23 protein-coding genes and 1 tRNA gene are annotated in these 21,757 nt (G+C 38.1%); 13 read left to right on the forward strand and 11 right to left on the reverse strand.

Annotated features, from left to right (window positions below; all coding sequences use genetic code 11):
- Positions 1 to 92: 92 nt before the first annotated feature.
- Entirely contained in the window at positions 93 to 1,367 is a 1,275-nt protein-coding gene (locus ACFSR6_RS07175; protein ID WP_379076903.1) for an MFS transporter, read from the reverse strand.
- Positions 1,368 to 1,851: 484 nt separating this feature from the next.
- On the opposite strand from ACFSR6_RS07175, the gene ACFSR6_RS07180 reads away from it, so the two are divergent.
- From ACFSR6_RS07180 to ACFSR6_RS07210, 7 genes are all read left to right on the forward strand, one after another.
- The gene (locus ACFSR6_RS07180) at positions 1,852 to 2,601 is read left to right on the forward strand and encodes a hypothetical protein (protein WP_379076905.1); all 750 of its coding nucleotides are present in this window, start codon (positions 1,852 to 1,854) and stop codon (positions 2,599 to 2,601) included.
- A gap of 813 nt (positions 2,602 to 3,414) precedes the next feature.
- Entirely contained in the window at positions 3,415 to 4,014 is a 600-nt protein-coding gene (locus ACFSR6_RS07185) for a GIN domain-containing protein (protein WP_379076908.1), read from the forward strand.
- 342 nt (positions 4,015 to 4,356) lie between these two features.
- The gene (locus ACFSR6_RS07190) at positions 4,357 to 5,196 is read left to right on the forward strand and encodes an MOSC domain-containing protein (protein WP_379076910.1); all 840 of its coding nucleotides are present in this window, start codon (positions 4,357 to 4,359) and stop codon (positions 5,194 to 5,196) included.
- A 190-nt stretch (positions 5,197 to 5,386) separates the two neighbouring features.
- A complete protein-coding gene (locus ACFSR6_RS07195) occupies positions 5,387 to 5,833 on the forward strand; it encodes a DoxX family protein (protein WP_379076913.1) in 447 nt (148 codons plus the stop codon).
- Between the two features lie 160 nt (positions 5,834 to 5,993).
- Positions 5,994 to 6,078, forward strand: a tRNA-Ser gene (locus ACFSR6_RS07200).
- A gap of 267 nt (positions 6,079 to 6,345) precedes the next feature.
- Positions 6,346 to 7,062 carry a hypothetical protein gene (locus tag ACFSR6_RS07205; RefSeq protein ID WP_379076916.1) on the forward strand — a complete coding sequence of 239 codons (717 nt, stop codon included), beginning with the start codon at positions 6,346 to 6,348 and terminating at the stop codon, positions 7,060 to 7,062.
- A 9-nt stretch (positions 7,063 to 7,071) separates the two neighbouring features.
- The gene (locus ACFSR6_RS07210; protein ID WP_379076918.1) at positions 7,072 to 7,488 is read left to right on the forward strand and encodes a hypothetical protein; all 417 of its coding nucleotides are present in this window, start codon (positions 7,072 to 7,074) and stop codon (positions 7,486 to 7,488) included.
- 253 nt (positions 7,489 to 7,741) lie between these two features.
- On the opposite strand, the gene ACFSR6_RS07215 is transcribed toward ACFSR6_RS07210, so the two are convergent.
- The 9 genes from ACFSR6_RS07215 to ACFSR6_RS07255 all read right to left on the reverse strand — a co-directional run bounded on the left by ACFSR6_RS07215 (position 7,742) and on the right by ACFSR6_RS07255 (position 16,416).
- Positions 7,742 to 8,956, reverse strand: coding sequence for a DUF3570 domain-containing protein (locus ACFSR6_RS07215; protein ID WP_379076920.1), 1,215 nt, complete (start codon positions 8,954 to 8,956; stop codon positions 7,742 to 7,744).
- A 15-nt stretch (positions 8,957 to 8,971) separates the two neighbouring features.
- Entirely contained in the window at positions 8,972 to 9,202 is a 231-nt protein-coding gene (locus ACFSR6_RS07220; protein ID WP_379076922.1) for a DUF4266 domain-containing protein, read from the reverse strand.
- Positions 9,203 to 9,204: 2 nt separating this feature from the next.
- A complete protein-coding gene (locus ACFSR6_RS07225; RefSeq protein WP_379076924.1) occupies positions 9,205 to 10,137 on the reverse strand; it encodes an FAD:protein FMN transferase in 933 nt (310 codons plus the stop codon).
- Between the two features lie 7 nt (positions 10,138 to 10,144).
- The gene (locus ACFSR6_RS07230; RefSeq protein ID WP_379076927.1) at positions 10,145 to 10,573 is read right to left on the reverse strand and encodes a thioredoxin family protein; all 429 of its coding nucleotides are present in this window, start codon (positions 10,571 to 10,573) and stop codon (positions 10,145 to 10,147) included.
- A gap of 2 nt (positions 10,574 to 10,575) precedes the next feature.
- Positions 10,576 to 11,001 carry a QcrA and Rieske domain-containing protein gene (locus tag ACFSR6_RS07235; protein WP_379076930.1) on the reverse strand — a complete coding sequence of 142 codons (426 nt, stop codon included), beginning with the start codon at positions 10,999 to 11,001 and terminating at the stop codon, positions 10,576 to 10,578.
- 309 nt (positions 11,002 to 11,310) lie between these two features.
- The gene (locus ACFSR6_RS07240; RefSeq protein ID WP_379076932.1) at positions 11,311 to 11,982 is read right to left on the reverse strand and encodes a cytochrome b/b6 domain-containing protein; all 672 of its coding nucleotides are present in this window, start codon (positions 11,980 to 11,982) and stop codon (positions 11,311 to 11,313) included.
- Positions 11,983 to 11,992: 10 nt separating this feature from the next.
- Positions 11,993 to 13,246 (reverse strand): sensor histidine kinase, encoded by a 1,254-nt coding sequence (locus ACFSR6_RS07245; RefSeq protein WP_379076935.1) that lies wholly within the window; start codon positions 13,244 to 13,246, stop codon positions 11,993 to 11,995.
- Positions 13,243 to 13,920 carry a response regulator transcription factor gene (locus tag ACFSR6_RS07250; RefSeq protein ID WP_379076937.1) on the reverse strand — a complete coding sequence of 226 codons (678 nt, stop codon included), beginning with the start codon at positions 13,918 to 13,920 and terminating at the stop codon, positions 13,243 to 13,245. The genes ACFSR6_RS07245 and ACFSR6_RS07250 overlap by 4 nt, the downstream gene beginning before the upstream one ends.
- Positions 13,921 to 14,553: 633 nt before the next feature.
- Complete coding sequence (locus tag ACFSR6_RS07255; protein WP_379076940.1) at positions 14,554 to 16,416, reverse strand: helix-turn-helix transcriptional regulator; 1,863 nt, start codon at positions 16,414 to 16,416, stop codon at positions 14,554 to 14,556.
- 200 nt (positions 16,417 to 16,616) lie between these two features.
- Here ACFSR6_RS07255 and ACFSR6_RS07260 point away from each other — a divergent pair, with 200 nt between their 5' ends.
- The 3 genes from ACFSR6_RS07260 (at position 16,617) to ACFSR6_RS07270 (ending at position 18,184) form a co-directional block, all read left to right on the forward strand.
- Positions 16,617 to 16,949 (forward strand): DUF4870 domain-containing protein, encoded by a 333-nt coding sequence (locus ACFSR6_RS07260; RefSeq protein ID WP_379076943.1) that lies wholly within the window; start codon positions 16,617 to 16,619, stop codon positions 16,947 to 16,949.
- A gap of 20 nt (positions 16,950 to 16,969) precedes the next feature.
- Positions 16,970 to 17,443, forward strand: a complete 474-nt coding sequence (gene tssD / locus ACFSR6_RS07265; RefSeq protein WP_379076945.1) for a type VI secretion system tube protein TssD — start codon at positions 16,970 to 16,972, stop codon at positions 17,441 to 17,443.
- A gap of 84 nt (positions 17,444 to 17,527) precedes the next feature.
- Positions 17,528 to 18,184 (forward strand): suppressor of fused domain protein, encoded by a 657-nt coding sequence (locus ACFSR6_RS07270; protein WP_379076947.1) that lies wholly within the window; start codon positions 17,528 to 17,530, stop codon positions 18,182 to 18,184.
- Between the two features lie 127 nt (positions 18,185 to 18,311).
- On the opposite strand, the gene ACFSR6_RS07275 is transcribed toward ACFSR6_RS07270, so the two are convergent.
- Positions 18,312 to 20,078: a helix-turn-helix transcriptional regulator gene (locus ACFSR6_RS07275; RefSeq protein ID WP_379076949.1), complete on the reverse strand. Its 1,767-nt coding sequence runs from the start codon at positions 20,076 to 20,078 to the stop codon at positions 18,312 to 18,314.
- 307 nt (positions 20,079 to 20,385) lie between these two features.
- Here ACFSR6_RS07275 and ACFSR6_RS07280 point away from each other — a divergent pair, with 307 nt between their 5' ends.
- From ACFSR6_RS07280 to ACFSR6_RS07290, 3 genes are read left to right on the forward strand one after another with little or no spacing between them, the layout of a single operon-like run.
- Positions 20,386 to 20,715: a DUF4870 domain-containing protein gene (locus tag ACFSR6_RS07280; protein WP_379076951.1), complete on the forward strand. Its 330-nt coding sequence runs from the start codon at positions 20,386 to 20,388 to the stop codon at positions 20,713 to 20,715.
- Between the two features lie 11 nt (positions 20,716 to 20,726).
- A complete protein-coding gene (locus ACFSR6_RS07285) occupies positions 20,727 to 21,254 on the forward strand; it encodes a hypothetical protein (protein ID WP_379076953.1) in 528 nt (175 codons plus the stop codon).
- Between the two features lie 46 nt (positions 21,255 to 21,300).
- Positions 21,301 to 21,684 (forward strand): hypothetical protein, encoded by a 384-nt coding sequence (locus ACFSR6_RS07290; RefSeq protein ID WP_379076955.1) that lies wholly within the window; start codon positions 21,301 to 21,303, stop codon positions 21,682 to 21,684.
- The last annotated feature ends 73 nt before the right edge of the window (positions 21,685 to 21,757 follow it).

Below are 21,757 nucleotides of genomic sequence, written 5' to 3' on the forward strand. Positions count from 1 at the left end.
CTAAATATCTGCAAGTTTATAATCAATTTAAGATCATAAACTTGCAGATATTATTCTTGCATTAACACCGAAATTTATAAAGTTGTTATCTTTTAATTAGCGGCAATGGCACTGCTCTTTTTCCGGGAACGCATGTAAATCACCAACCCGCCAAAAGCTACAATTAATATTACCGGAATAATCAGTGTAGCACGCAGAATTTCAGGACCGGCCAGGTTTTTGGCGTTAGAAAGCGCCTGCGCAAATTCAGAATTTTCAGGAGCTTTTAAATAGGTATCTAAAGATGCTCCGGCTGGCAAATGTTTAACGATAAGGTTATCGTAAAAACTACCCATAAAAATGGTATAAATAGAAACAGCAAACATCCCTGCACCTCCCATCAGGTTTAAGCCTAGTGCCCCTGATTTAGGAACATTTTCGGCTACAAAACCGATCATGGTTGGCCAGAAATAACAAACTCCTATACCGAAAACGATTGCAGCGAAGAAAACCGAATTACCGGTAAAAGTACTTAGCATGTAAAGTCCGGCGGCAGCAAATATTGCAGATAAGAGCAGTACACCCTGAGGAGCTAGGCGATGCACCACGGGCTCGGCAAAACCCCGGCCAATAACCATGATCCCGGTTGTAAGGGTAAGCAGTAAAATGGCATTATCAGTTACATTTTTAAGCAATAAACCTATCCATTGACCTGTAAATAACTCGGTAATAGCAGTACCGAACATACAGATGAACATAAAGATAAACAAGGGAGAAAATACTGCTTTATACATATCTGAGCTCGAATAACCAGAAGATACCCTTTCGGTAACCGGGAAATCCAGCCTTGAAAACAGGTATCCGTAAATCAAAGTAGGAATAATCATCATGGCTACCTGCACTTTCCATCCAAGTCCAAGCTGAACAAACAGGGTAACCAGTAATGTACCAATTACAATACCTCCGGGAAACCACAAGTGAAAATGGTTTAATTTGGTGGTTTTATTCTCGGGATATAAAGCGGCTACCAATGGATTACAGGCAGCCTCTACAGTACCGTTGGCAATACCGATCAATAGGGTAGATAAAAACAGGCTCCAATAGCCCTGGGCAAAAACGGTAAGGATAATTCCGGCCAGGTGAAAAATAAAAGCCATGATCAGCAAACGTTTCATACCGATTATATCAACCACAAACCCTCCAACCACAATGGCCAGTGGAAAGCCCCAGAAAGCAGCAGCTGTTATGGTGCCTAATTGGGCAGTACTTAGTTGAAAATCGATACCGAGCTGGTTCATTATCCCGGCACGGATGCCAAAGGAAAGGGAGGTGACTAATAATGCTAGGCAGCTTGCCCAAAATAGTTTTGTGGTTTGAATGTTAAGCATATACTCAGATTTAGGTTAAAATTGGTTTTGATTTTTGGATAAAAAAGGGCCTCAATTGAGAAAATTTCCATCTGTAAACAATAATGCTGGTGGTAATTTAACCAGGGGCCTTGCAGGTAATTTATTTAGATCTTTGGTTACAATCTTCAAGCAGGAAATAGGCTGGGGTTTAAACCAGTCTTCTAATTTAATGAGTTGGCGCTCCTCCATTTTTCTGGAATATTTGGTTTTATTACACGCCACAAATGCAGCGTTATGATTAGATTATGATCATTAATCGCCATAATAATAAACAATTGAATTGATTAATGCAACGAATTATGGTAAACAGTTATTCTTTTTTGACTTGCTGTATCAGATCAATTCAATCGATTGTTCTAGATATAAGCAATTGACAGGGATTATATTGCTGAACGATAAATTTGATTTTATCCGATTCATTCTATAAATTGAGCCGAGTCTTGTCCAAACTCCATTAACCGTTATGAGAAGGTACCTCTTTATTGTCCTTTTAGTGATCTCTTTTTCAGTTCAGGCACAATCTAATACTGGCAATTATAAATACATCATTGTGCCCGAGAAATTCAGTTTTCTCAAACAGATTAACAGATATGGCCTAAATACCGCGATCAAGGCATTTTTTGAGGAAAAAGGCTTTACCGTGTATTTTGATAATGTAGAAATACCTCAAGAAATTGCAACCGACAGATGTAAGGCCCTGGTTGCAGATCTGCAGGAAAACAATACCATGTTTGTTACTAATATTACCCTTTTACTTAAAGATTGTAGAGGGGCGATAGTCATGAAGAGCAAGCCAGGCAAAAGCAGGGAGAAAGAATATGAAACCTCGTATAATATGGCATTGAAAGAGGCACTGACATCCTTTAACGATTTTAAGTATGCAGCCGATAAGCCCACGGAGATAACCAACGCAGGGTCAGCCAATGCCAATGTCGAAGTTAAAACGGCACCTTTACCTGTTAATGAGCCAGTTGTAGTCAAAACAGAAGCACAGGAAGCACTATTATATGCACAGCCCATAAGCAATGGCTACCAACTGATTGATGCAACGCCTAAAATCGTAATGACCCTGCTAAAAACCTCAGTTGAGGATTCTTATATTTCGAACAAGGGCAACACGAACGGGATAGTTTTAAAAAAGAATGGAAATTGGTTCTTCGAGTATTACAAAAACAATGTTCTTGTTTCTGAAAAACTATCGATTAAATTTTAGTAATCGCATTTAACAGGAGGCTGCATCACAAATATAGAATTGTCATCCTGAAACCGCTAGGGAGACCTTCGACCATAATACATAATAAAGGTAATTTATTTTATAAAAATCAATCTGATGTTTTTTCCTTCTGCAAGTCCTCCATCGGCTCGCCGAAGGGCTCTTTCTTTTTGGCATCAAAAAGAATCAAAACCGAGGCATTGCCGAGCTCATTAATACCAATGAAAACAATAGAAAACCATTAAAAAATGTCGGCTGAAAATTTATTCATCTGTTTTCGCAGCCTTCAGCGGTATTCATGAAGGCTTCGCCGTTTTCTTTCAAGTCAGTAGTATGGCTTGGTCGGTGTAACCCGAAAAATTTATTAGGCCGGATTTAAGTAGAACGGAGATACTGCGCTATGGCCTAGTTGGATGCAAAAGCAACCACTGTAAGGCTATCCTAACAGCTTTATGCAAAAATAACATCACCATGGTGATTCTTTCCACAAGAAAATAGGAATGAGATTCTACTATTACACAAACCCTATCTTCCATTCGTTGCGACGAAATTATGCCCCAAACTCACGCTAAATCACCTCGCGAATTGGTTATTTTTTGAGATCTTAAGTGAGCACGCATCCGGAAAATCAAACTATCTGCATAGATTCGTTGGGAAAATGAATGCTTTTTCACCCGATTTTTATACCCGTTTGTCGAGAATTAAGCTGTGTTGGTATAATTGACAGTTTTCTGCTGCAACGTTTCGTGGTTAGTGGCGTCTTATCTACAAAAACAATCACAAAATATTATTTAAAAATATAAACACAGCATTATGAAAACTTCAATCAAAACCCTAACAAAATCAGTATTGGCAGCTATCGTTTTAAGTTCTGCTATTTTCTCAACAAGTGTAATGGCTGATGAGAAACAGCCTATCAAAATGTCGGCACCTAAAAACATCAGCCAGGTTATTGTAAGCGGAAATGTAGAAATTACATTGGTACAAGGAAAAAAAGAAAGTGTAAGCTATAATGATGACAATACCGGTAAAGTAAAAGTGATCCAGGACGGACATGCATTAAAAATCAGTTCGGTTGATGGAAATACAGCTAAGATTACTGTTAATGTAAACAACATCTATAGAGTGCAGGCTACTGAAAATGCAGTGGTAAAAACCGCTGGCAAATTGGATGCAAAATATCTTCAGTTATTCTTAAACGGAAACGCTACTGCTGAGATCAATTCAAATACAGAAAGCCTATACACCGTAATTGAAGACCATGCAGATTTAAAATTAAGCGGCGCGACCGGAGAACACATCTTAGTAATGGGAGCTACCCCTAAATTAAATTTAGACAGATTTGCTGCAATGAAAACTAAAGTAAGTTCACCAGTAACAGGTACCGAACAAATTGCCTCATTAGCAAAATAAGTTCCCTAACAAAATATAAAAGGGTGGCAAGAATAATTTTGCCGCCCTTTTTGTTTTCAGTGATTAAACAATATTAGGGCATTGTTTCAGACTTTTCCGCTTAGATGGTCAAGAGCCGTATTAAACGGAATTCGATTGATATTAATGTATTTGGATCAGTTTTATCGCCCTTTCTGTGCCGAAATCGTCACCCCGAATTTAGTTCAGGGTCTTTCATGTTAAAAAGATGCTGACCGCGAACCTTTAAAACAATAGAAACTGCAATTCAGCAAGACAAAGAAAGCTTATCATTTTCGCATACATAAATTAAATAAATCCAAACGTGTTTTTTACCTTTAAAGCATGAACAAGTTTATCCTTTCCGAAATCAATATTTATCCCATCAAATCGCTGGGTGGCATAAGTTTACAGGAAGCAAAACTTGAAGAAAGGGGCTTACAATACGATAGAAGATGGATGCTTGTGGATGAGGAAGGCATATTCATTACCCAACGGAAGCATTTTGAACTGGCCCTCTTACAGGTAAATATTCATGATGGTAAATTAAGCGTTTCTCATAAAACATTACCTGAGCAAAGTATTTCATTTTCTTTGGATGAAGATACCGGAGAACGGATTTCAGTTCTCATCTGGAACGACACTGCCACAGCGCTTGAAGTAAATAAAACAGTAAGCGATTGGTTTTCTGATTTCCTGAAGCTTAAAGTGAAGTTGGTAAAAATGCCTGAAACTGAAAAGAGGCTGGTAGACCGTGATTATGCCACGAATAATGAAATTGTGAGCTTTGCTGATGGTTATCCATGCCTGATTATAGGCCAGTCTTCACTTGACGGACTGAATGAAAAGCTCTTAGCACCAATTCTCATGGATCGCTTCCGCCCAAATTTTGTTTTTACCGGCGGTGAACCCCATATTGAGGACAGTTTTAAAGCATTTTATATCGGAGGGATTCTGTTTTCGGCCGTAAAACCATGCGCAAGATGTGTACTTACTACAATTGATCAACAAACCGGACAGAAAGGGCAAGAACCTTTAAGAACACTGGCCAGCTACCGCACGGCAGGTAAGAAAATCATGTTCGGACAGAACCTGCTTCATCAACAAACAGGAGTTATCAGTGTGGGTGATGAGTTAGTGGTTAAAGGTTGGAAGGATGAAACTCAGATCAAGACAAATGAATAAACATCAGCCCAACGGTTGGTTATAATTCTCATTTGTACTTTTTAAGAAACTTTGCCAAACCGTTCCGCATATTCTTCAACCGGCGTGCAAACAGCAAAACTAAAGCTAAAAAAACACCTTAAAATCAAATAGTTAACTCTTGTTATTTTCTTTATTTTTTCGTAAATTGTTATAACTAAATATAGAGGTTATGAACATGCTTAAGAAAATCCAGTACTGGGGCGATCACCATCACCCAAAATGGTTAGACTATTTTAGAATCTTATTAGGCCTTATTTTAATTTGGAAGGGTATTGACTTCTACATCAATATGCAGGCTTTTAATAACCTCATGCGAGGTGCATTTTTAGGAACTGCCATTAGCATCAGTTTACTAGCACATTTAATTATCTTAATGCACATTATAGGCGGTATGGCCATTACTTTAGGTACATATACCCGCTTGTTCTGCCTTCTTAATTTACCAATACTGATTGGGGCAGTATTCTTTGTGAATATTTCCGGGGATATTTTTAAACCTTATTCAGAGTTTTGGTTTTCGGTTTCTGTATTGATCGGGCTCGTTTGTTTTGCAATAGAAGGAAATGGAATTTTATCGGTAGACCGGGAAAAAAATTACCCTAAGCAGGCACTTTAATTTAAATTTAAAGCTGAAAAGCAGCCTTTATTAACGCTTTTATTACTTTTTTAAGGTTTTTATGCGTGCTAACTAGATGATTAGCAACGCTTAAAATATTTATGCAAATATTTGATCCGAAATCATTTGCAGATTTGCGCCAAGTTCGTACTTTTGCAGCGGAGAGCTGGCAGAGTGGTCGAATGCGGCAGTCTTGAAAACTGTTGACTGTAACAGGTCCGGGGGTTCGAATCCCTCGCTCTCCGCCGAAAAAACGAAGCCCGACGATAGTCGGGTTTTTTGTTTTCCGGGCTTTTCACTAAGATGTAGCCTTAAGGAAAAAGCGGTAATTTGAAACAATTTGGCAGCACTCTGAAGCCAGTTTAAGCTAAAATACGCAATAAAGCTATTATAGTGTATTTTTTATCATTAAAAAATATTAGATTAGTCACGCAGTAATATGTCTTATTTAACTGCCATAGTCATTCTATTTTTTTTCGAAATCTTATTTTTAATAAACTAAACCAATAACTATGAAAAACTTATTGAAGTACCTGCTATTTTTAAACGTTGCATTATTCTTTGTGGCTTGCCGCTCTGACAAGGATGGGCTTTTAGATGAACCACCAATTAAGGTAACCACCGAATTCTACAAAAATGCGAACGAACTGGCCGCAACCTATGATCCTTCAAACACTGTAAGTCAGACAATCAGAGACCGCGTATACGATTTATACAACGCAAAAAAGTGGGGAGATCTTGAAACTCTATTTATAAACAACAATTTAAACAGCAAATGGCCACCTGCCAACGGGGGGTTTAATACTGTAGATGATACCCCAATTTCGATGGGACAAAAATACGACAGGTACAGTAATGCGATCGGAACTTATAGCGGAACTGGAGCTCCAACCTTAGGAGGTAGTTTTACAAGCCCAATTATAAATGGGACCGTGTATACTTTCGGGCAAAGAGCCTTGAATCAACCTGAAAATTCTTATGATTTTTATTATGAAATCGAAGTATTAAATAATTCAGTACCTTTCAAAGGTCAAACAGCAGATATTATTCCCTGGTTTAATCAGGTGGGTTATGGTAAGCAAACCATGTGGAAAATCCCGGTCGATCCAACAACCGGCTATCAAAAAACCTGGAATAAATTGGCCCAGGAAGGATATATTAAAGTAACAATTAAGAAAAGTCCGAGCGGAAAATACCCGGGAGCTGTAGGCGTAGTTATTGCACAATAAAATAATTAGATGTATTCAATTTCGAAAAAAATATTCATTGAAAAACAGGTTGCTGTTGAAAAAGACACGTTCAGTAATGCCGAAATCGGTCGCTTCGCAGAAGTAAAATTCAAATGTTGCAACTGTGGACATGAAAACACCGTTAAAATAACACCTTATGAATCAGGTTTTCCAATCTTTCAGTTATACAATGACGGGAAGGTTTTAGCTAAAAATGAATTATTAAAAAATAAAATTGTTTCCGAGACCTCAATAAGCTTTCTTCATTTTGGAGAATTTACAGTAAATAATTTACCAACATTGTACTTTGGAACAGATTGTCCATCTTGTCATTCAAAATATATTTGTGTTTTCAGTTATGGTGAAAAACAGCCTGGACTGACTTTGCTTACCATTTCTGGTGTATGGAAATATAACGAAATTTAAGTTTTAGACAGCCCAATAATGGCCATTTGATTCATAATCAACTTCATTCCTCCTACATAAAAATCTCAGGAGGATGTATCATAAATATAAATTATCATGCTGAGTTCGACTTAACAAATCGATATGAAATTACAATATGATACACCCTCTTTTTTAATTTTCTGAAGCAACAAACTAAATATTGAAGGCTTTGCCCGGCAAAAAGAACAAAGCCTTCGAATTCAGGAAAAGTTAAATAAACTTTAAACCAGGCCTACTTAAACTTTAGATTTAACGATACAATATTGGAAACCAGGCTTGTTGACCGGGAGTAATGACCATACCTTAGCTCAAGCATATTTAATCTCTGCCAACCAAAAACACCTTTAGGTGGCGCAAACCTGATACCTGCTCCATAAAAGTCACTGGTGAGTGTGGAAAGATCATAATCACTTGTGAAATATTGTTCAGATGGCAGGTGCTGCCCGTAAGGTGCAAAATATCTGGTTCCCACTTGATTGTTATAACGGTAGAAAGGGCTTATAGAAAAGAACGAATTGATTTTAACAGGAATTTCGAGTTCTGCAGTATGTGCCCTTATTCCCCAGTTATCCATGTAATAGCGGTAAAATGTACGAATTACAAAACGGTCGTCTAAAAAATAGTTCATCCGCAAACCTATCGGTAATTTGTATCGTTTGTCGGGAAGGGTTTCAGCACGCAAAGAACCATCCGTAAAATAATCACGTTGATATTTGGTGGCCAGTAAACCTTTTTGGTAAGATGGCTCCAAAATCAGGGAAGCCTGAAATTTCTGATTGATGACCTGCGCGAGGGAGAATGATGCACTGAATGAATTCCTTGGAGCAGTATCATATTGCTCCTCTTTTCTCCCACCGGTATTACCCGTTCGCAGTTCGATCGGTAAGATTACTGTCCACTGGTCTAAAAAGGCCTGAAGTTTAAAGTCAAACTGCGTATTTTTATCTTTTGATAACCGTGTAAGGTTAAAAGCTGCACCTAATGACTGGTAATCGAACTCCGTTGAATACGATCCTGTAAAGCCAAAAGAATTCCCGGTTTCTTCATTAGAGTGTGTCCAGTTTAGAGAAGGATAAATACGCGTATCGGCAGACGAAGCTGAAGAAATGGTGCTAGGATCAATCTTATCAGAAGAAGCTGAGGTATAATGGTCTACACCGAGTTCGAAAAGAAAGGTGTTCTTTTTACCTCTTTTATTGAACTTGGACATTTGAAGATCTATGGTATTGGCAAAATCGCTCAGTTTCTCGGTTCCAATACCACCTGTAACCGCAGAATTATTTCCATTTTGATGGTAATAGGCCGAAACCAGGTTAATTTCATCAATTTTTAGCTTTCGTGACTGATATTTGCTACTATCTGCCTTAGCTGGCTCAGGTTTGGTTTGCGCATAAGTGCTTAAGATACCGAAGTACATAAAAAGCACATGAAGATATATTTTTTTCATTTTCTAATCCTCATGTTAATTACAGCCACAACCTCCACCACTTTTGCCGCCATTGGCACCTGAGGCACCCTCACGGTAAAGCTGAAAACTCTGCTCGAATTTTTGGGCTTTACGGGCAGAAAGAATCATGTCGGCATCGTTGAGCTTACTTTTCTGATAGGGTTTAACACTACTGCAGGCACTTAACATACCCATCACAGAAAATGCAGTGATTGCCGTCAGGAAAAATGTTTTTGAACTTTTCATATTTATATCACATTAATATTGTTAGAGGTAAAAACCTTATCATTATCGTCGATTACGATACAGGCCACATGTTTAATTTGGTTAATCAGCTCGAGTCCAACCTTTACCCCCATTACCACAACCGGTGTGGCCAGGGCATCTGCCAACTCGGCACTCGGGCAAATAATACTCACGCTTTTCACACCACTTACTGGCAATCCTGTTTTGGGATCAATCGTATGCGAATAGCGTTTTCCACCGATAGTGACATATTTTTCATAACTCCCAGAAGTGGCTATCGCCATATTACTGATCTTAAGCGAAGAAAATGGCCTGTTGGTCTGTTCCGGATCGGCTATACCTACCGTCCACGGATAGCCGTTAGGCTGCGTACCCCAGGTAACCAGGTCGCCGGCGGCATTCACGATTCCGCTGTTTATGCCCATCTGCTGCAGCAGGAGTTTAGCTTTATCTGCGGCATAACCTTTTCCAATCCCGCCAAATCCAATCCTCATCCCTTTATTTTTGAGAAAAACAGTCGAACACGCTTTATCTAATACCACATTCCGGTAATCAATAAGTCCAACTGAGGCCAATGCCATCGCTTCATCAGGTAAACTGGTCATGTTTTGATCGAAATTCCAAAGTCGCTTATCTATCGATCCGTAGGTGATATCAAAAGCACCATCTGTAATTTCTGAGATTTTGATAGACCGCTCAATAAGCCCTATCACTTCAGCATCAACCTTTACAGCCTTTAATCCTGCATTTTCATTAATCAGACTGGTCTGACTGTTGTCGCTGAAAGTGGTTAGCAGATATTCTATTCTCTTAACCTCGGCTATTGCAGCATCTATCGCGATATTACCTTCTTCTATATTTTCGGCAATTACCGTAAACTCAAAGCGGTTTCCCATGAGTTTAAGCACCCTGCTTACAGAAACTGGTTTAGCCATTATGAATTTATTTTTTTAGTTTATTGATTTCAGCAACAAAAGCTTGTGCACTCTCATTTGGGAAACCATCCCAGCTTTTAAGTACCTTCCCATTTTCGTCTACCAGAACAGTAAAAGGAAACTTGCCATCCTTATTGTATAATTCGGCCAATGATTCATTTAGTTTAATCTGTTCTTTTGGAAGCTGGTTTTTCTTCAGTCTCGGAAAATCTGCTCTTACAAGTAACAGATTGGTAGCGGCATATTGTTCAAAGTCTTCAGATTCCAAAATCTCTCTGCGCAGACGGATACACGGACCACACCAATCAGAGCCAGAGAAATTAATCAGGATCTGTTTATGCGTAATCTTTGCTTGTTTTTGTGCCTCTGAAAAATTCCCCATCCATATTGCCGGAACGGCGAAAAGCCCTAAAAGGGCAACAAAAAGTAATTTCATAACTAAGAATAAATTTTTAAAGTAGTACCTGTAAGCTGGGTATTATAAACGGTTAAAGCGCGGGAAGCCGGACCATTGGTTACTGCTCCGTTTTCAGAAAAGGTTGCTCCATGGTTGGGGCAATAAAAACGGCTGTTTGCCGATTGATAGGTAAGCGTATAACTTTCGTGCGTGCATGAGCGCTGTACGGCAATATAAGCCCCTGCCTTTGTTTTAGCCACAATAACCCCGTTTGACACCAAAGATCCGCCATTGCTTAGCAGTGCTGCATTGGCAGCCAGGCTTAAATCAAGCGTAAAGTTTACGCCAGTGGGCCCGGTGGTATCTGAAGAGCTGCTGCCATCGGTTTTTTTGCAACCAATGCAGTTGATCAGGGCAAAGGCCGCCGCACTCATCCCGATGCTGTTAAGAAAATCTTTTCTGTCCATATTCTTTTTATAGTTAAAATGAGCATTTCAATGAAATTTTTAACCAATGTCCCGATGGATAAGTGTTTAGTACCGACGGGGGATTTGTTAAAAAAAATCTGTGTAAAATTCTATCTATAAAAAGGCTTTAAGATTCCGAATCCTTTAGTTATCCTTATATCCAGAAATGCGGATAAAAAACAACCATTTGTAACAAAACTATACGCAAAGTCTGAAGACATTCTGAAGTTTTGAGATAAAATCTGTTAAATATTGTTAATAATAAATTAAAGATTAAGAAATAAAAAAATTACAGATGTGGCCCTCCATTTAGTTCTGTTCTCCTCCATTAATCATATCGGACACAATTCCTTTCCCATCCTTTCGCTCGGCAAGGAATACTCCCACAAGGTGAAGAGCAATAAAACCCAATATGAGATACATGCAGAAACCATGAAATTCTTTTATGGTGTGATTGATATTTTCAGGAATGCCAGTATAATCCTCAAAAGCAAGCAATAAGCCTGTAGCAACCATAATGAATAGCAAAAAATAAAAAGCAAAATATAGACTTTTTACCACCAGTTCGTGTTTTGCTGTTTCCCGCTCTTTTTTTATGATAAAATAAGCCTGATAAGCTTTTTGGAGCTTGGGAATTAGTCTTTGTCCGGAAGGCAGAAAAAATTCGGCAATAAACCTGAAAAGAAACAATGCCGCAAGGGAGTAGCCAAAATAAGTATGAAAGGTCCATACCTGATCTTCGAGACCGTGTATTACCGCTCGTACCTGCTGATCGCTAACGGTAGCTCCTGCATTCATCAGTTTGTCTTTTACAAAACTGCGCTGTGCATGGCTGAACAGGACGGAGTTGATGAGTACGGTGAGTAGTGAGCTAGCAATGATAATGATGTTTATCAAATGCCAAAATCTTATAGATGAAGCGTATTTTTTCTCTTTTTTGATTTTCCTGGGCCAGTTATCGGTTAATTCTATTGTGGTCATTTTAATATTATTAATGATTAAATATTACAGTAAAGGTGTGTAGATCGCGCTGATAGGTATAATCAAGCAGGTAATGCTGTCGTATACAGATCTGCTTAAGTATTGCCAGCCCCAGTCCCGTACCTTCAGAAGCATTATCCTTATAAAAGCGATCAAATATTTTCTCTGCATCAAGTGCTGGATTATGGCTGGTATTAGCAAATACGATTTTTTCTTCATCTAAGCTGATCTCGATTTTCCCTCCATCGTAATTATGCCTAATGACGTTGCTAAATAAGTTGTTGATCAGTATTTCCAACAACTGTTTGCTTGTATTGATGGTTATATCAGCTAATACAGTACTTATAATGATATTCCGTTCGTTGATAAGCTCCTGAAAATAAACAGCTTTTTCTTCAATAAGAGATTTCAGATTGATCTGCTCTTCATCCTGCAGTAAATTGTTGTCGATTTTCATCAAAAGCAATAGCGATTGGTTAAGTTTTGTTAATCGGGAGGTGGCCTTATACAACTCTACGAGTGTTTCTCCATCTTCCTTTCCCAAAGCATTGGATTGAAGTATGTTATCAAGTTTTGAATTGATCACAGCAAGAGGTGTCATCATCTCGTGCGATGCATTTTCAGTAAATAGCCTGATTTCGTTGTAATCAGATTTCACCTTGCCCGAAAGTTCGATGAGCACCTGATTAAGTTGCCTGAATTCGGAAACAGGCATTTCAACAGGTTCGTACGGACGCTCATGATTGATATTGAATGCCGTAATATTCTTTAAAAGCTGCTCGAAAGGCACCCAAATTTTTTTAAGTAAAATCCGGTTAACCAAAAGAACCAGAACAAAAAGTAACAAAACAGGGATCAGGATAATTAAACAGATATTCCGAATCTGCTCCTGACGCTCGAATTTTGAGGCTATGATCAAAATCTGATAGGGTTGTCCGAAAAGTTTTAACTCCGTTTTGAGGTATCTCGCAATCTCTTTTCTGTGCTTTATGGGATTGTAAAATACCGTGTCTCCATAGTTACTGGAAGGACGGGCCACGCTAATCTTTTTGTACTGAACGATAAGGTCTTCAAATTCATGTGCCTGATAAAAAACTCCTTTTGAAGAATATTCTTTTACCTCCATAACCTCTTCTACCAGATCATGGTCGATTTGTTGATCAAGATAGAAGCCCAGCATCCAGTAAAAAAGGAATCCGATCAACAGCAATCCGAAAAGGCTAATGACTATTAGTATGCGGTTATATCTGGTAAATAATTTCATACAGCTGTAAATTTGTAACCCACCCCATAAACCGATTGAAAGTAATCAATGCTACCAGCATCAGTCAATTTTTTTCTGATGTTCTTGATATGCGTATAAATGAAGTCAAAACTATCTGCCATATCTGAATCATCACCCCATATATGCTCTACAGCCGCAGATTTGGAAATTACTTTTCCTTTATTTGCTACAAAATAAAGCAAAAGATCAAATTCCTTTTTGGTCATGTATACCATTTTGCCATTTACAGATACCTCTTTAGCGTCAAGCTCTATCCTAATTTCATTAAATTCAATAAATCTCTCACCATGAGCACTTTTTCTGCGTACAACTGCAACTATCCTGGCATTGAGTTCGGAAAGATGAAAAGGTTTAATCAGGTAATCATCAGCGCCCAGGGTTAAACCTTCTATCTTTTGATCGAGAGAATTTTTCGCAGAAATAATAATTACCCCTTCAGCCCTGTTCATCCTTTTAAGATAATTCAAGATCTGAAGTCCCTCTCCGTCGGGCAAGGTAAGATCCAAAAGTATACAGTCATACTCATAGGAACCCAAACGCTCATATGCCTGAGCATAAGTTGAAGCCATACTACAGAGATTACCTTCAGCCATGAGGTATTGGGCTATACTACGCTGTAGGCCAAGCTCGTCTTCAATAATGAGAATCTTCATAATAGACAAATATGATATAAGATATTGAAGACATTTTGAAGTTTAATAAAAAGACTTAACCATTAAGATAGAATATTATTTTATATAATAGCTAAGAACTATAAGTAAGATCTTTTAAGGACAGATTCAATATTTTTCGATCGAAAATTTATTGAATTAACAAGTGTTCTTACTAAAAGATATAATTTTAAAAAACTCATATTTTTTATTGATGTTGCCTTACTCGGCATCTTTTTTGTTACAAAGTGTGTATGAAAAGGAATGATGTAATCAGTGCGCTCTTAGGTATGTTGATTATGGCCATCACTTATTGGCTGCTATTCTATAAATTCTCCACTCCTAAAGAACATAAAGAAGTGAGAATATCTTCCTCATCACCACCATTAAAAAACTTGGAATAAATATACCCTATCAATCTTAATCTAAAGAAAATCTTGAAGCTAACTTCAGAAGTGTAGCCTTTTTTAAACAGTCTTACAAAATGAGACAGCGTCTATTATAAAATAGTCGACAAAGCAGTCTTTACAGCCAAGAATCGCGGGTATGAAAGATTGCTTCGCCATTCCTTCTTAAAATGACGACATTTATTAGGTACCTTGCTTATGATACAGCCTCTTAATTTTAGCTTATATTTTACCCTAACTTCTGCAAAAATAAATTCAGATCGTCTTCTTTGCCCAACCCCAGTTTTTGTTTAATCCGGTAACGGCTCATACGCACACTTTTGGGTTCGATACCCAAACGGATAGAAACCTCCTTATTGGTTAAACCCATTAACATATAAGAGCAGTATTTTAAATCAAGCCGGGTAAGTGTTTGATTCGCTTTCTCCTGCAGGCGTTCAAAAAAAGCAGGATTAGCGTCAACAAAATCTACCTTATACTCCTCAAACTCTTTATCCATCCTTTTCTGCTGATTTACAATCCGTTTAATCTGTTCATCTAGCGAAAGATGGCTCTCGTTGTTTACCTTGTCAGAGATGAGTTCAAGCAATTCATTTTTTTCTTCAATCTGCAAATTACCGGCTAACACCTCTTTTTCCAGGCGTTCCTGCCGCTCTTTAAGTAAAGCCTGCTCGGCCTTCAACTGTAAAGCCTCGGCTTCTTTTAATTGCGCTTTCAGCTCCGCAGCGTCCTTTTGCTGGTCAATTAATTCCTGTTTCCTTACCGAGGCTTTGAGCTTATAGTTGTAGGAGATTAATAGAAAGAGTAAGGCCACTATCCCTGTAAGACCCGAAATGATGTAAAAAACATTTAATTTTTTGGTATAAGCACCCTGCTGATGGAGATAGGCAATTTCCTGTTCTTTTTTTTCAGACTGATATTGTGCCTCGATCCTGACGGTATTATTTATTTTTTCCTCGTCGAATGCTTTTTTATAATTCGCCACATATTCTTTGAAATAATTCAGCGCTGCTGCCTTATCTCCTTTTTTCTCGGCTATTTTGGCCAGTGCCTGAAATATCCTCGACTTTGTCAGAGGCATTTTAACCACCCCATCTTCAATTTTGCTCAAACCTGCCAATAATATCTTTTCGGCCTGGCCATAATTACCATCTCTCAGGTAATATTCACTTTTTAATCCATAACAGTTTAATAAGATCTCCTGCAAATTTGTTTTTGAGGCAATTTCAATAGCCTCATCCACATATTTTTCGGCACTATCGCGATAGCTGACCGGAAAGTACTGAAAATAGGTATTAGCAGTATTTAGGGCTACGGCCGCCGTATTGCTGTACACGAGCAAACGTCCTTCCTGTTTTTTGGAGAACCAAAGCGATTTTTTATAAACCTTTAAAGTCGAATCCAGTAGATCACGTTTGGTGGTATCCTGTTTAAAGCGGTCAAAAAAAGTTTGTCCTATAGTAAAATAAGCATTATTCAATGCATCTGCCTGCTGGCTTTTAACTGCAGTTAGGTAGCACAGATCGGCATACTGCTGTTGTTTCGATGGGTTATTTCCATATCCATAAAAGCTGGCCAGGTAATGATAGATCGTACTCTCATATTCATAGGCATTTTCTCCCTTAAAAAAATCGAGTGCTTTAAACATTTTGGCAATAGATTTATCGTTTTCATCGTTAACGAGGTCTAACCAGCCATTTCTAAACCAAACAAAACCTAAGGTAACCCTATCTTTCGTTTTCCTGGCATAGTACATAGCACTATCAAGGCTTTGATAGGCTTTTTTCATGTCCTTTTTCCAAACATACAAATGTACAAGTGTTGCATAGATCATTGCTTTACTTTTGCCATCCTTTAGCCCGGCACTAACCTGGAGGGCCTGATCGGCCAATTGGAAAGATAGTGGAAGTTTTTTTTCAAAATTGGCCTTTGCCAGTTTACACAATAGCGTTACACGTTGCTCTTGGCTTGTACCTTTTTGTACAAGTAAACGGTTTAACGAATCGGTATAAATTTTTTGGGCTTCTGCACTTTTTAAAAAAAAGAAAAGACAAACCGTGAGGCTTACTAAGTTTTTCAGTGGTAGCTGCATATTCAAAAATAGAAAAGAAACACTTTTACAAAAGCAGAATTACAATAAATAAATGGAATTAAGCCCTTTAAAGGCCTCTTGTAGTCTACTTGTAGACGTTAGTTGAGAATTGGGTAGTCGCTGTGTAGCCTTCCTTTTCTTGGTCGAGGATACAACTGCCCATAACTTTGATTTATTCAATTCACCAAAAAATAAAGCACATGAAACAGAAAACAATGGCCATTGTAGCCTACATTACCTTAATTGGTTGGATCATTTCTTACCTGGAGTTTAAAAAATCAGCAGAAAAAAGCAGACTGGTTAATTACCACCTCGGACAATCGCTTGGACTGATCATCACCTCTATTGTGTTAAGCATTGCGAGCAGTATTATTTTAGCGGTTATCCCCTCTTTAGGCGCTATCTTTTATCTTATTTTATTAATTCCATTCATACTGTTATTGCTTGGTATCATAGCTGCCAGCAACGAACTGGAGAAACCTGTTCCGCTTATCGGAAAAATTTTCGAAGGGAAGTTCAATTTCATTTCTTAATATCAAATAAAAATATGCTTATGAAAACTAAATGGTATAACAAAATCCTGATCCTATTGTTATTGCTAGGCAGCTTTAATGCCATGGCACAAAATGAGGCACAGTCAGAAATTGAATTAAAATTGTCAGACCACGCCACCAGTACTATTCATAGTTACAAGCTTTATGGGGCCAGTTATTCTTTAACCAACCCTTTTTATGAGCGTGAAGGCAAATTGATTAATAATGGCAATTGCAGCATTAATATAGAATTCGCCCAGGATCCTGATGAATTTTTACTGAAGTGGATGGCAGGGCAACTCAAAAATACTTCAGGTGAAATTAAGATGATAACATTGAGCAATGTAAAAAAAATCCGCAAAATAACATTCACAGACGGGAGGCTTGCAGCCTCATCAGAAAGCTTTTTTGTTACAGGAAACGGTACTTCACCGCAGATGAGCTTTTATGTAAAAACACTTGCTGTTGATGGCACTACCGTATTTTCAGAATAAAAGCAGCGGACAAGCGCAAAAAAAACACACACAAACAATTGATATTTAAATAAAATAATACTTACTTAAAATGTAAAAACAATCATGAATCCTGAAATCTATAAACAACAATTTACAACAGATGACACTCCGGGCTGGCAGGCAATCGACAATAGGCTGGAAAAAATTTATGGTAATAGGGAAGCGCGTCATTATGGACCGCTGTGCGGACTTCATTATATAGCTGGCGGAACAGATCCGATAGATGGTGCCAGTATTTACGACAGCGATCACCAAACTTTTCATCGCCACATCATTAGTTATGGCATGAGCGAACTGTATTATAATGAAGAAAAAGCAGGCGGGGAATTTAGTAAATGGGGATTCGAGTTCACCTTTAGACTGGCACCATTTAAAGACGACCAAAACGATCCTATATGGGCCGTAGAGGTAATGAACAACCTTGCCCGGTATGTATTTTCGAGCGGTAAATGGTTTGAGGAGAATCATTTTATCCCCGCTAACGGACCCATACGGTTAAATACAGATACCCAAATAACAGGCTTTGTTTTTGCCTTGGATCCGGAGCTGGGAAAAATAGAAACCCCTCATGGCGAAGTAAGCTTCCTTCAATTGGTAGGCATTACAGATACAGAAGTAGAACATCTGAAAAAAAACCCGACAATTGGTGCTGTAAAAGAGTTTATTGAAAACCTGAAAAAGAATAATCCGCTGTTAATTACAGATCTTAACAGAAAATAATTCAGAAATACTGTCCAGAGACCTATGTTGCAAGAAACGTTTCTTATTGGTTATCGTTTCTTGCAGTCAAAAACCAGTCGGAACAGCCTGCTTTTTTCAATAACAAATACAAAGGGAACCATAAGCTTTAAGCCATGTTCTGCAGGAACAAATTCAAATCTTCTTCTTTGTTGAGCCCCAGTTTTTGTTTAACCCGGTAGCGGCTCATGCGCACGCTTTTGGCTTCGATATGCATCAGCTGCGCAATTTTTTTGGTATCCATTTTTAAATGGAGGTAAGCGCACAGTTTGAGGTCGAGCGAAGTAAGTTTTTGCTGTGCCCTTTGATTTAACAGAGAAAAAAATTCGGGGTGAACCTGCTGGATCTGAAATTTAGCTTCTTCGAAATCGTTATCCAAAAGCAGTTCTTCGTTCCAGATTTTATTGATATTGAGCTGATGGTTTTCACTTAGTTTTTCTTTGATTTGAAATAGCATTTCTTTTTTATGCTCCAACTGTAACTGATTGGCCATTACCTCTTTCTGCAATTGTTGCTGTTGGCTTTCCAACAGCAGCTGTTCTGCCTTTAACCTCGCCTGCTCTTCTTTTTCGAATTTCATCTGCAGTTCGGCATCCTGCTTTTCCAAATGCAGCTGTTTTTCGCGCTGCAACGAATACCGTAACCTAAAGTGGTAAGAGCGGAACATAAATATAAGCCCCAGTACCGAGGCAATTGCGATACCAATATAAAGGTACTTTTGCTGCCGGGCATATTTTTCACTCTGTTTTAACAGTTTTACCTCATTGTTTTTTTTTTCGGCCTCATACTGTACTTCCAGTTTCTGAGCATTTAAAGTCTTCTTCTCAGCAAAAAGTTTACTATTGTATTCTGTTGCCTTTTTCTGGAATTCGAGGGCTTTTTCATAATTTCCCTGTTGCTCATAAAAGTTCGACAGGGCATTTACCACATTAATTAAAGTGTAGTAGTATGGTACTTTTTGATTTTTCATGAGACTATAGGCCTCCTGTAAATAGGCTTCTGCCATTACAAAATTTTTGTCCCTCTTGGCATATTCACTTAAAATACCCAAGCCACTGGCCCTCAGTTCTTCTCCGTTTAATGCGCCTTTCATCACTTCGTTAGCCATGGTGGCATAGCGAATGGCGTTATTTTTTGCCTGCTCATCGGTATCTGAGAAATACCTCAGGTAATAATCGGCGCTGTTGATACAGGCAATTCCATAGGTTTTTCGGGCAACATATTGAGGATGCTGAACGTAAAGGTTTTGGGCCTTGTTCAAATAATAGATGATGCTATCGCGGAACACTTCTTTTTTAGTACCGGCATAATTATAATCGGCAGCAACCGATAAGGCGATATAACCATTGCTCAACAGGTTATAGTCGGTAGTTTTTAATGCGTTTTCTACGGCCAGGCGTGCGTATTTATTTATATTTTTTACATCGTCCCATCTCGTATTCAATGCATATAGCTGGTAATATATTTTTGCAATGATATAAGCATCGTACTTTTTCTCTAATGCTTTGAGGCCAAGCTGGCAGTATTTGGTTACCTGTTCATTATTATCGATGGCATTATAAAACAGGGCCTGCGCAAAATACGCATAAGCCAGGGCAATGGGCCGCCGCGACCGTTGTGCAACAGATAGCGCAGTATCAGCTGTATTTTTTAATAATGCAAACTGATTGGTATTCGCATACACATTAACCAATATGGTATAGGCCTTTGTAGCTTCTTCATCGTTTTTAAATTTTAAGGCCAGGCCTATACTTGTTTTTGCTTTTGCAATGGCAGTTTGATAATCGCCGACAATTCTGCTCCGCTCTGCCAGCTGGGTAAGAAGGGCAGGTTTATCTTTTTCACTAAGATTGCCAAGCGCTGTACTATCTAGCATAGTTTGCCCATTAGCTATAAAACAAATCAAAAACATTCCCATTAAGAGTGTTATGCTTTTCAGAACCAGGTATTTCATATCGTAAAATTAACATAAAGATTGAAGCCAGGACATAGTTGTAGACGAAAAACAAAAATAAACAAAAACTATAAACAACTGAAAAACAACACATTAAACACAAATGTAGATACATTGTAGACGTTTTTACAAAGTGCCGTAGATGCTCTGTAGGCGGCAAAAACTTTAAAACCCTGCTGATAAGCCTCAATTTTGGATCAAATAATTTTTCAATCTAAAAACAGAAATCATGGACAACAAGACCCTTTCAATTATTTCTTACATCACCCTTATTGGTTGGTTAGTAGCCTATTTTACTGGAAAAGATAAAGCCGATGCTTTGCTTAAATATCACTTAAGACAATCGTTGGGCATTGCCATTGTAAGTATTATTTTCAACATCCTTTTTACGATCATTGCCAGTATAGTGCCTAGTTTATCCTTTTTAGGATTTGTAGGTTATGCATTTGTTATCCTTTGGATTATAGGCATTATCAATGCGGCAAATGGTGCACTAAAACCTATTCCACTTATTGGCAAGTGGTTCGAAGACAAATCCTCAGTAGTTGGTAAATATTAATAAAGAAGTTTATGCGCCTCAACATCAAAAATGTCATGCTAATGGTGATGGTTTTTACCATCACCGCATGCAAATTTTCAATCAATACCCCTGAAGAATATTTCGACCAGGCAGCCCTGAACACGAATGACATATCGCGCTTTGGCACATACTATTTTCAAGGTTATCAAAAATACCTCAAAGTTGTATCAGGTCCGGGCAAAGTGACCGGCTGCGAAGAATACTTGAAAAATTCAATTAACAGGGCCGAAAAGAATTTGGAAAAAGTAAAAAAACTGGAGCCAACTCCCTCGGCTAAACCCATGCTTGATGCATCAATAACCTTGTACAACTATGTTTTAACCAGTTACAAAAACGAGCACCTTAAAATAGCCAAGATGATCGATAATCATGAACCGGAGCAAGAAATTAACAAGGCCTTAACAGAACTGGATACCAGCCAGTACGATGCATTTATAGAGAAGTATAATACACTTTGGAAACTTGCAGAAACATATGCCAAGGATAATAAAATTGAAGTAAAAAAAATGCCTTTTTAGCAGATCCATCACTCACCATACCCTTAGTTGTACTTTAAAAAGAAAAATGATGTGGAGTGACAGATACAACTATTACAGCATTAAAAGCGACCTGCAGCACAAAAAGAATGCAGAAACCGGAAGCGTAATGAAGATGCTGTTACAGACCGGAAATTTTGTGCAGCAAGATCATCAAAGCCTATGTAATGCAGATCATTTCCCATGGACGAGTATAACATTGGCTGAAACAAAAGAAGGAAGTTTTTCTTCATCAAAAAGGCAAACAGACTTTATTAATTTGATTGACATTGTTTGTAGCAAAGGAAAAGATATAGATCAGCAGTTATACCTTAAAACTTTTTTAGCAATAGCCGAAAAATTAAACTGGAATTTATACCTGGAAGCCGATGATGAAGGAAATGAAAACGTAATTGTTAAACGTATGCACTAACCCCATCATCCGGTAGTTCTTTCATAGTATCGATATTAAAATATATCAAATTCATTTTCAAATAATTAAAACA

This window comes from Pedobacter vanadiisoli, assembly GCF_042684385.1.
Classification (GTDB): Bacteria; Bacteroidota; Bacteroidia; order Sphingobacteriales; family Sphingobacteriaceae; genus Pedobacter; species Pedobacter vanadiisoli.

Bases quoted from the DNA above. Each gene is read 5' to 3' on its own strand.
- ACFSR6_RS07175 (WP_379076903.1), bottom strand. From the start codon at position 1,367: ATGCTTAACATTCAAACCACAAAACTATTTTGGGCAAGCTGCCTAGCA.
- ACFSR6_RS07180 (WP_379076905.1), top strand. From the start codon at position 1,852: ATGAGAAGGTACCTCTTTATTGTCCTTTTAGTGATCTCTTTTTCAGTT.
- ACFSR6_RS07185 (WP_379076908.1), top strand. From the start codon at position 3,415: ATGAAAACTTCAATCAAAACCCTAACAAAATCAGTATTGGCAGCTATC.
- ACFSR6_RS07190 (WP_379076910.1), top strand. From the start codon at position 4,357: ATGAACAAGTTTATCCTTTCCGAAATCAATATTTATCCCATCAAATCG.
- ACFSR6_RS07195 (WP_379076913.1), top strand. From the start codon at position 5,387: ATGAACATGCTTAAGAAAATCCAGTACTGGGGCGATCACCATCACCCA.
- ACFSR6_RS07205 (WP_379076916.1), top strand. From the start codon at position 6,346: ATGAAAAACTTATTGAAGTACCTGCTATTTTTAAACGTTGCATTATTC.
- ACFSR6_RS07210 (WP_379076918.1), top strand. From the start codon at position 7,072: ATGTATTCAATTTCGAAAAAAATATTCATTGAAAAACAGGTTGCTGTT.
- ACFSR6_RS07215 (WP_379076920.1), bottom strand. From the start codon at position 8,956: ATGAAAAAAATATATCTTCATGTGCTTTTTATGTACTTCGGTATCTTA.
- ACFSR6_RS07220 (WP_379076922.1), bottom strand. From the start codon at position 9,202: ATGAAAAGTTCAAAAACATTTTTCCTGACGGCAATCACTGCATTTTCT.
- ACFSR6_RS07225 (WP_379076924.1), bottom strand. From the start codon at position 10,137: ATGGCTAAACCAGTTTCTGTAAGCAGGGTGCTTAAACTCATGGGAAAC.
- ACFSR6_RS07230 (WP_379076927.1), bottom strand. From the start codon at position 10,573: ATGAAATTACTTTTTGTTGCCCTTTTAGGGCTTTTCGCCGTTCCGGCA.
- ACFSR6_RS07235 (WP_379076930.1), bottom strand. From the start codon at position 11,001: ATGGACAGAAAAGATTTTCTTAACAGCATCGGGATGAGTGCGGCGGCC.
- ACFSR6_RS07240 (WP_379076932.1), bottom strand. From the start codon at position 11,982: ATGACCACAATAGAATTAACCGATAACTGGCCCAGGAAAATCAAAAAA.
- ACFSR6_RS07245 (WP_379076935.1), bottom strand. From the start codon at position 13,246: ATGAAATTATTTACCAGATATAACCGCATACTAATAGTCATTAGCCTT.
- ACFSR6_RS07250 (WP_379076937.1), bottom strand. From the start codon at position 13,920: ATGAAGATTCTCATTATTGAAGACGAGCTTGGCCTACAGCGTAGTATA.
- ACFSR6_RS07255 (WP_379076940.1), bottom strand. From the start codon at position 16,416: ATGCAGCTACCACTGAAAAACTTAGTAAGCCTCACGGTTTGTCTTTTC.
- ACFSR6_RS07260 (WP_379076943.1), top strand. From the start codon at position 16,617: ATGAAACAGAAAACAATGGCCATTGTAGCCTACATTACCTTAATTGGT.
- tssD (WP_379076945.1), top strand. From the start codon at position 16,970: ATGAAAACTAAATGGTATAACAAAATCCTGATCCTATTGTTATTGCTA.
- ACFSR6_RS07270 (WP_379076947.1), top strand. From the start codon at position 17,528: ATGAATCCTGAAATCTATAAACAACAATTTACAACAGATGACACTCCG.
- ACFSR6_RS07275 (WP_379076949.1), bottom strand. From the start codon at position 20,078: ATGCTAGATAGTACAGCGCTTGGCAATCTTAGTGAAAAAGATAAACCT.
- ACFSR6_RS07280 (WP_379076951.1), top strand. From the start codon at position 20,386: ATGGACAACAAGACCCTTTCAATTATTTCTTACATCACCCTTATTGGT.
- ACFSR6_RS07285 (WP_379076953.1), top strand. From the start codon at position 20,727: ATGCGCCTCAACATCAAAAATGTCATGCTAATGGTGATGGTTTTTACC.
- ACFSR6_RS07290 (WP_379076955.1), top strand. From the start codon at position 21,301: ATGATGTGGAGTGACAGATACAACTATTACAGCATTAAAAGCGACCTG.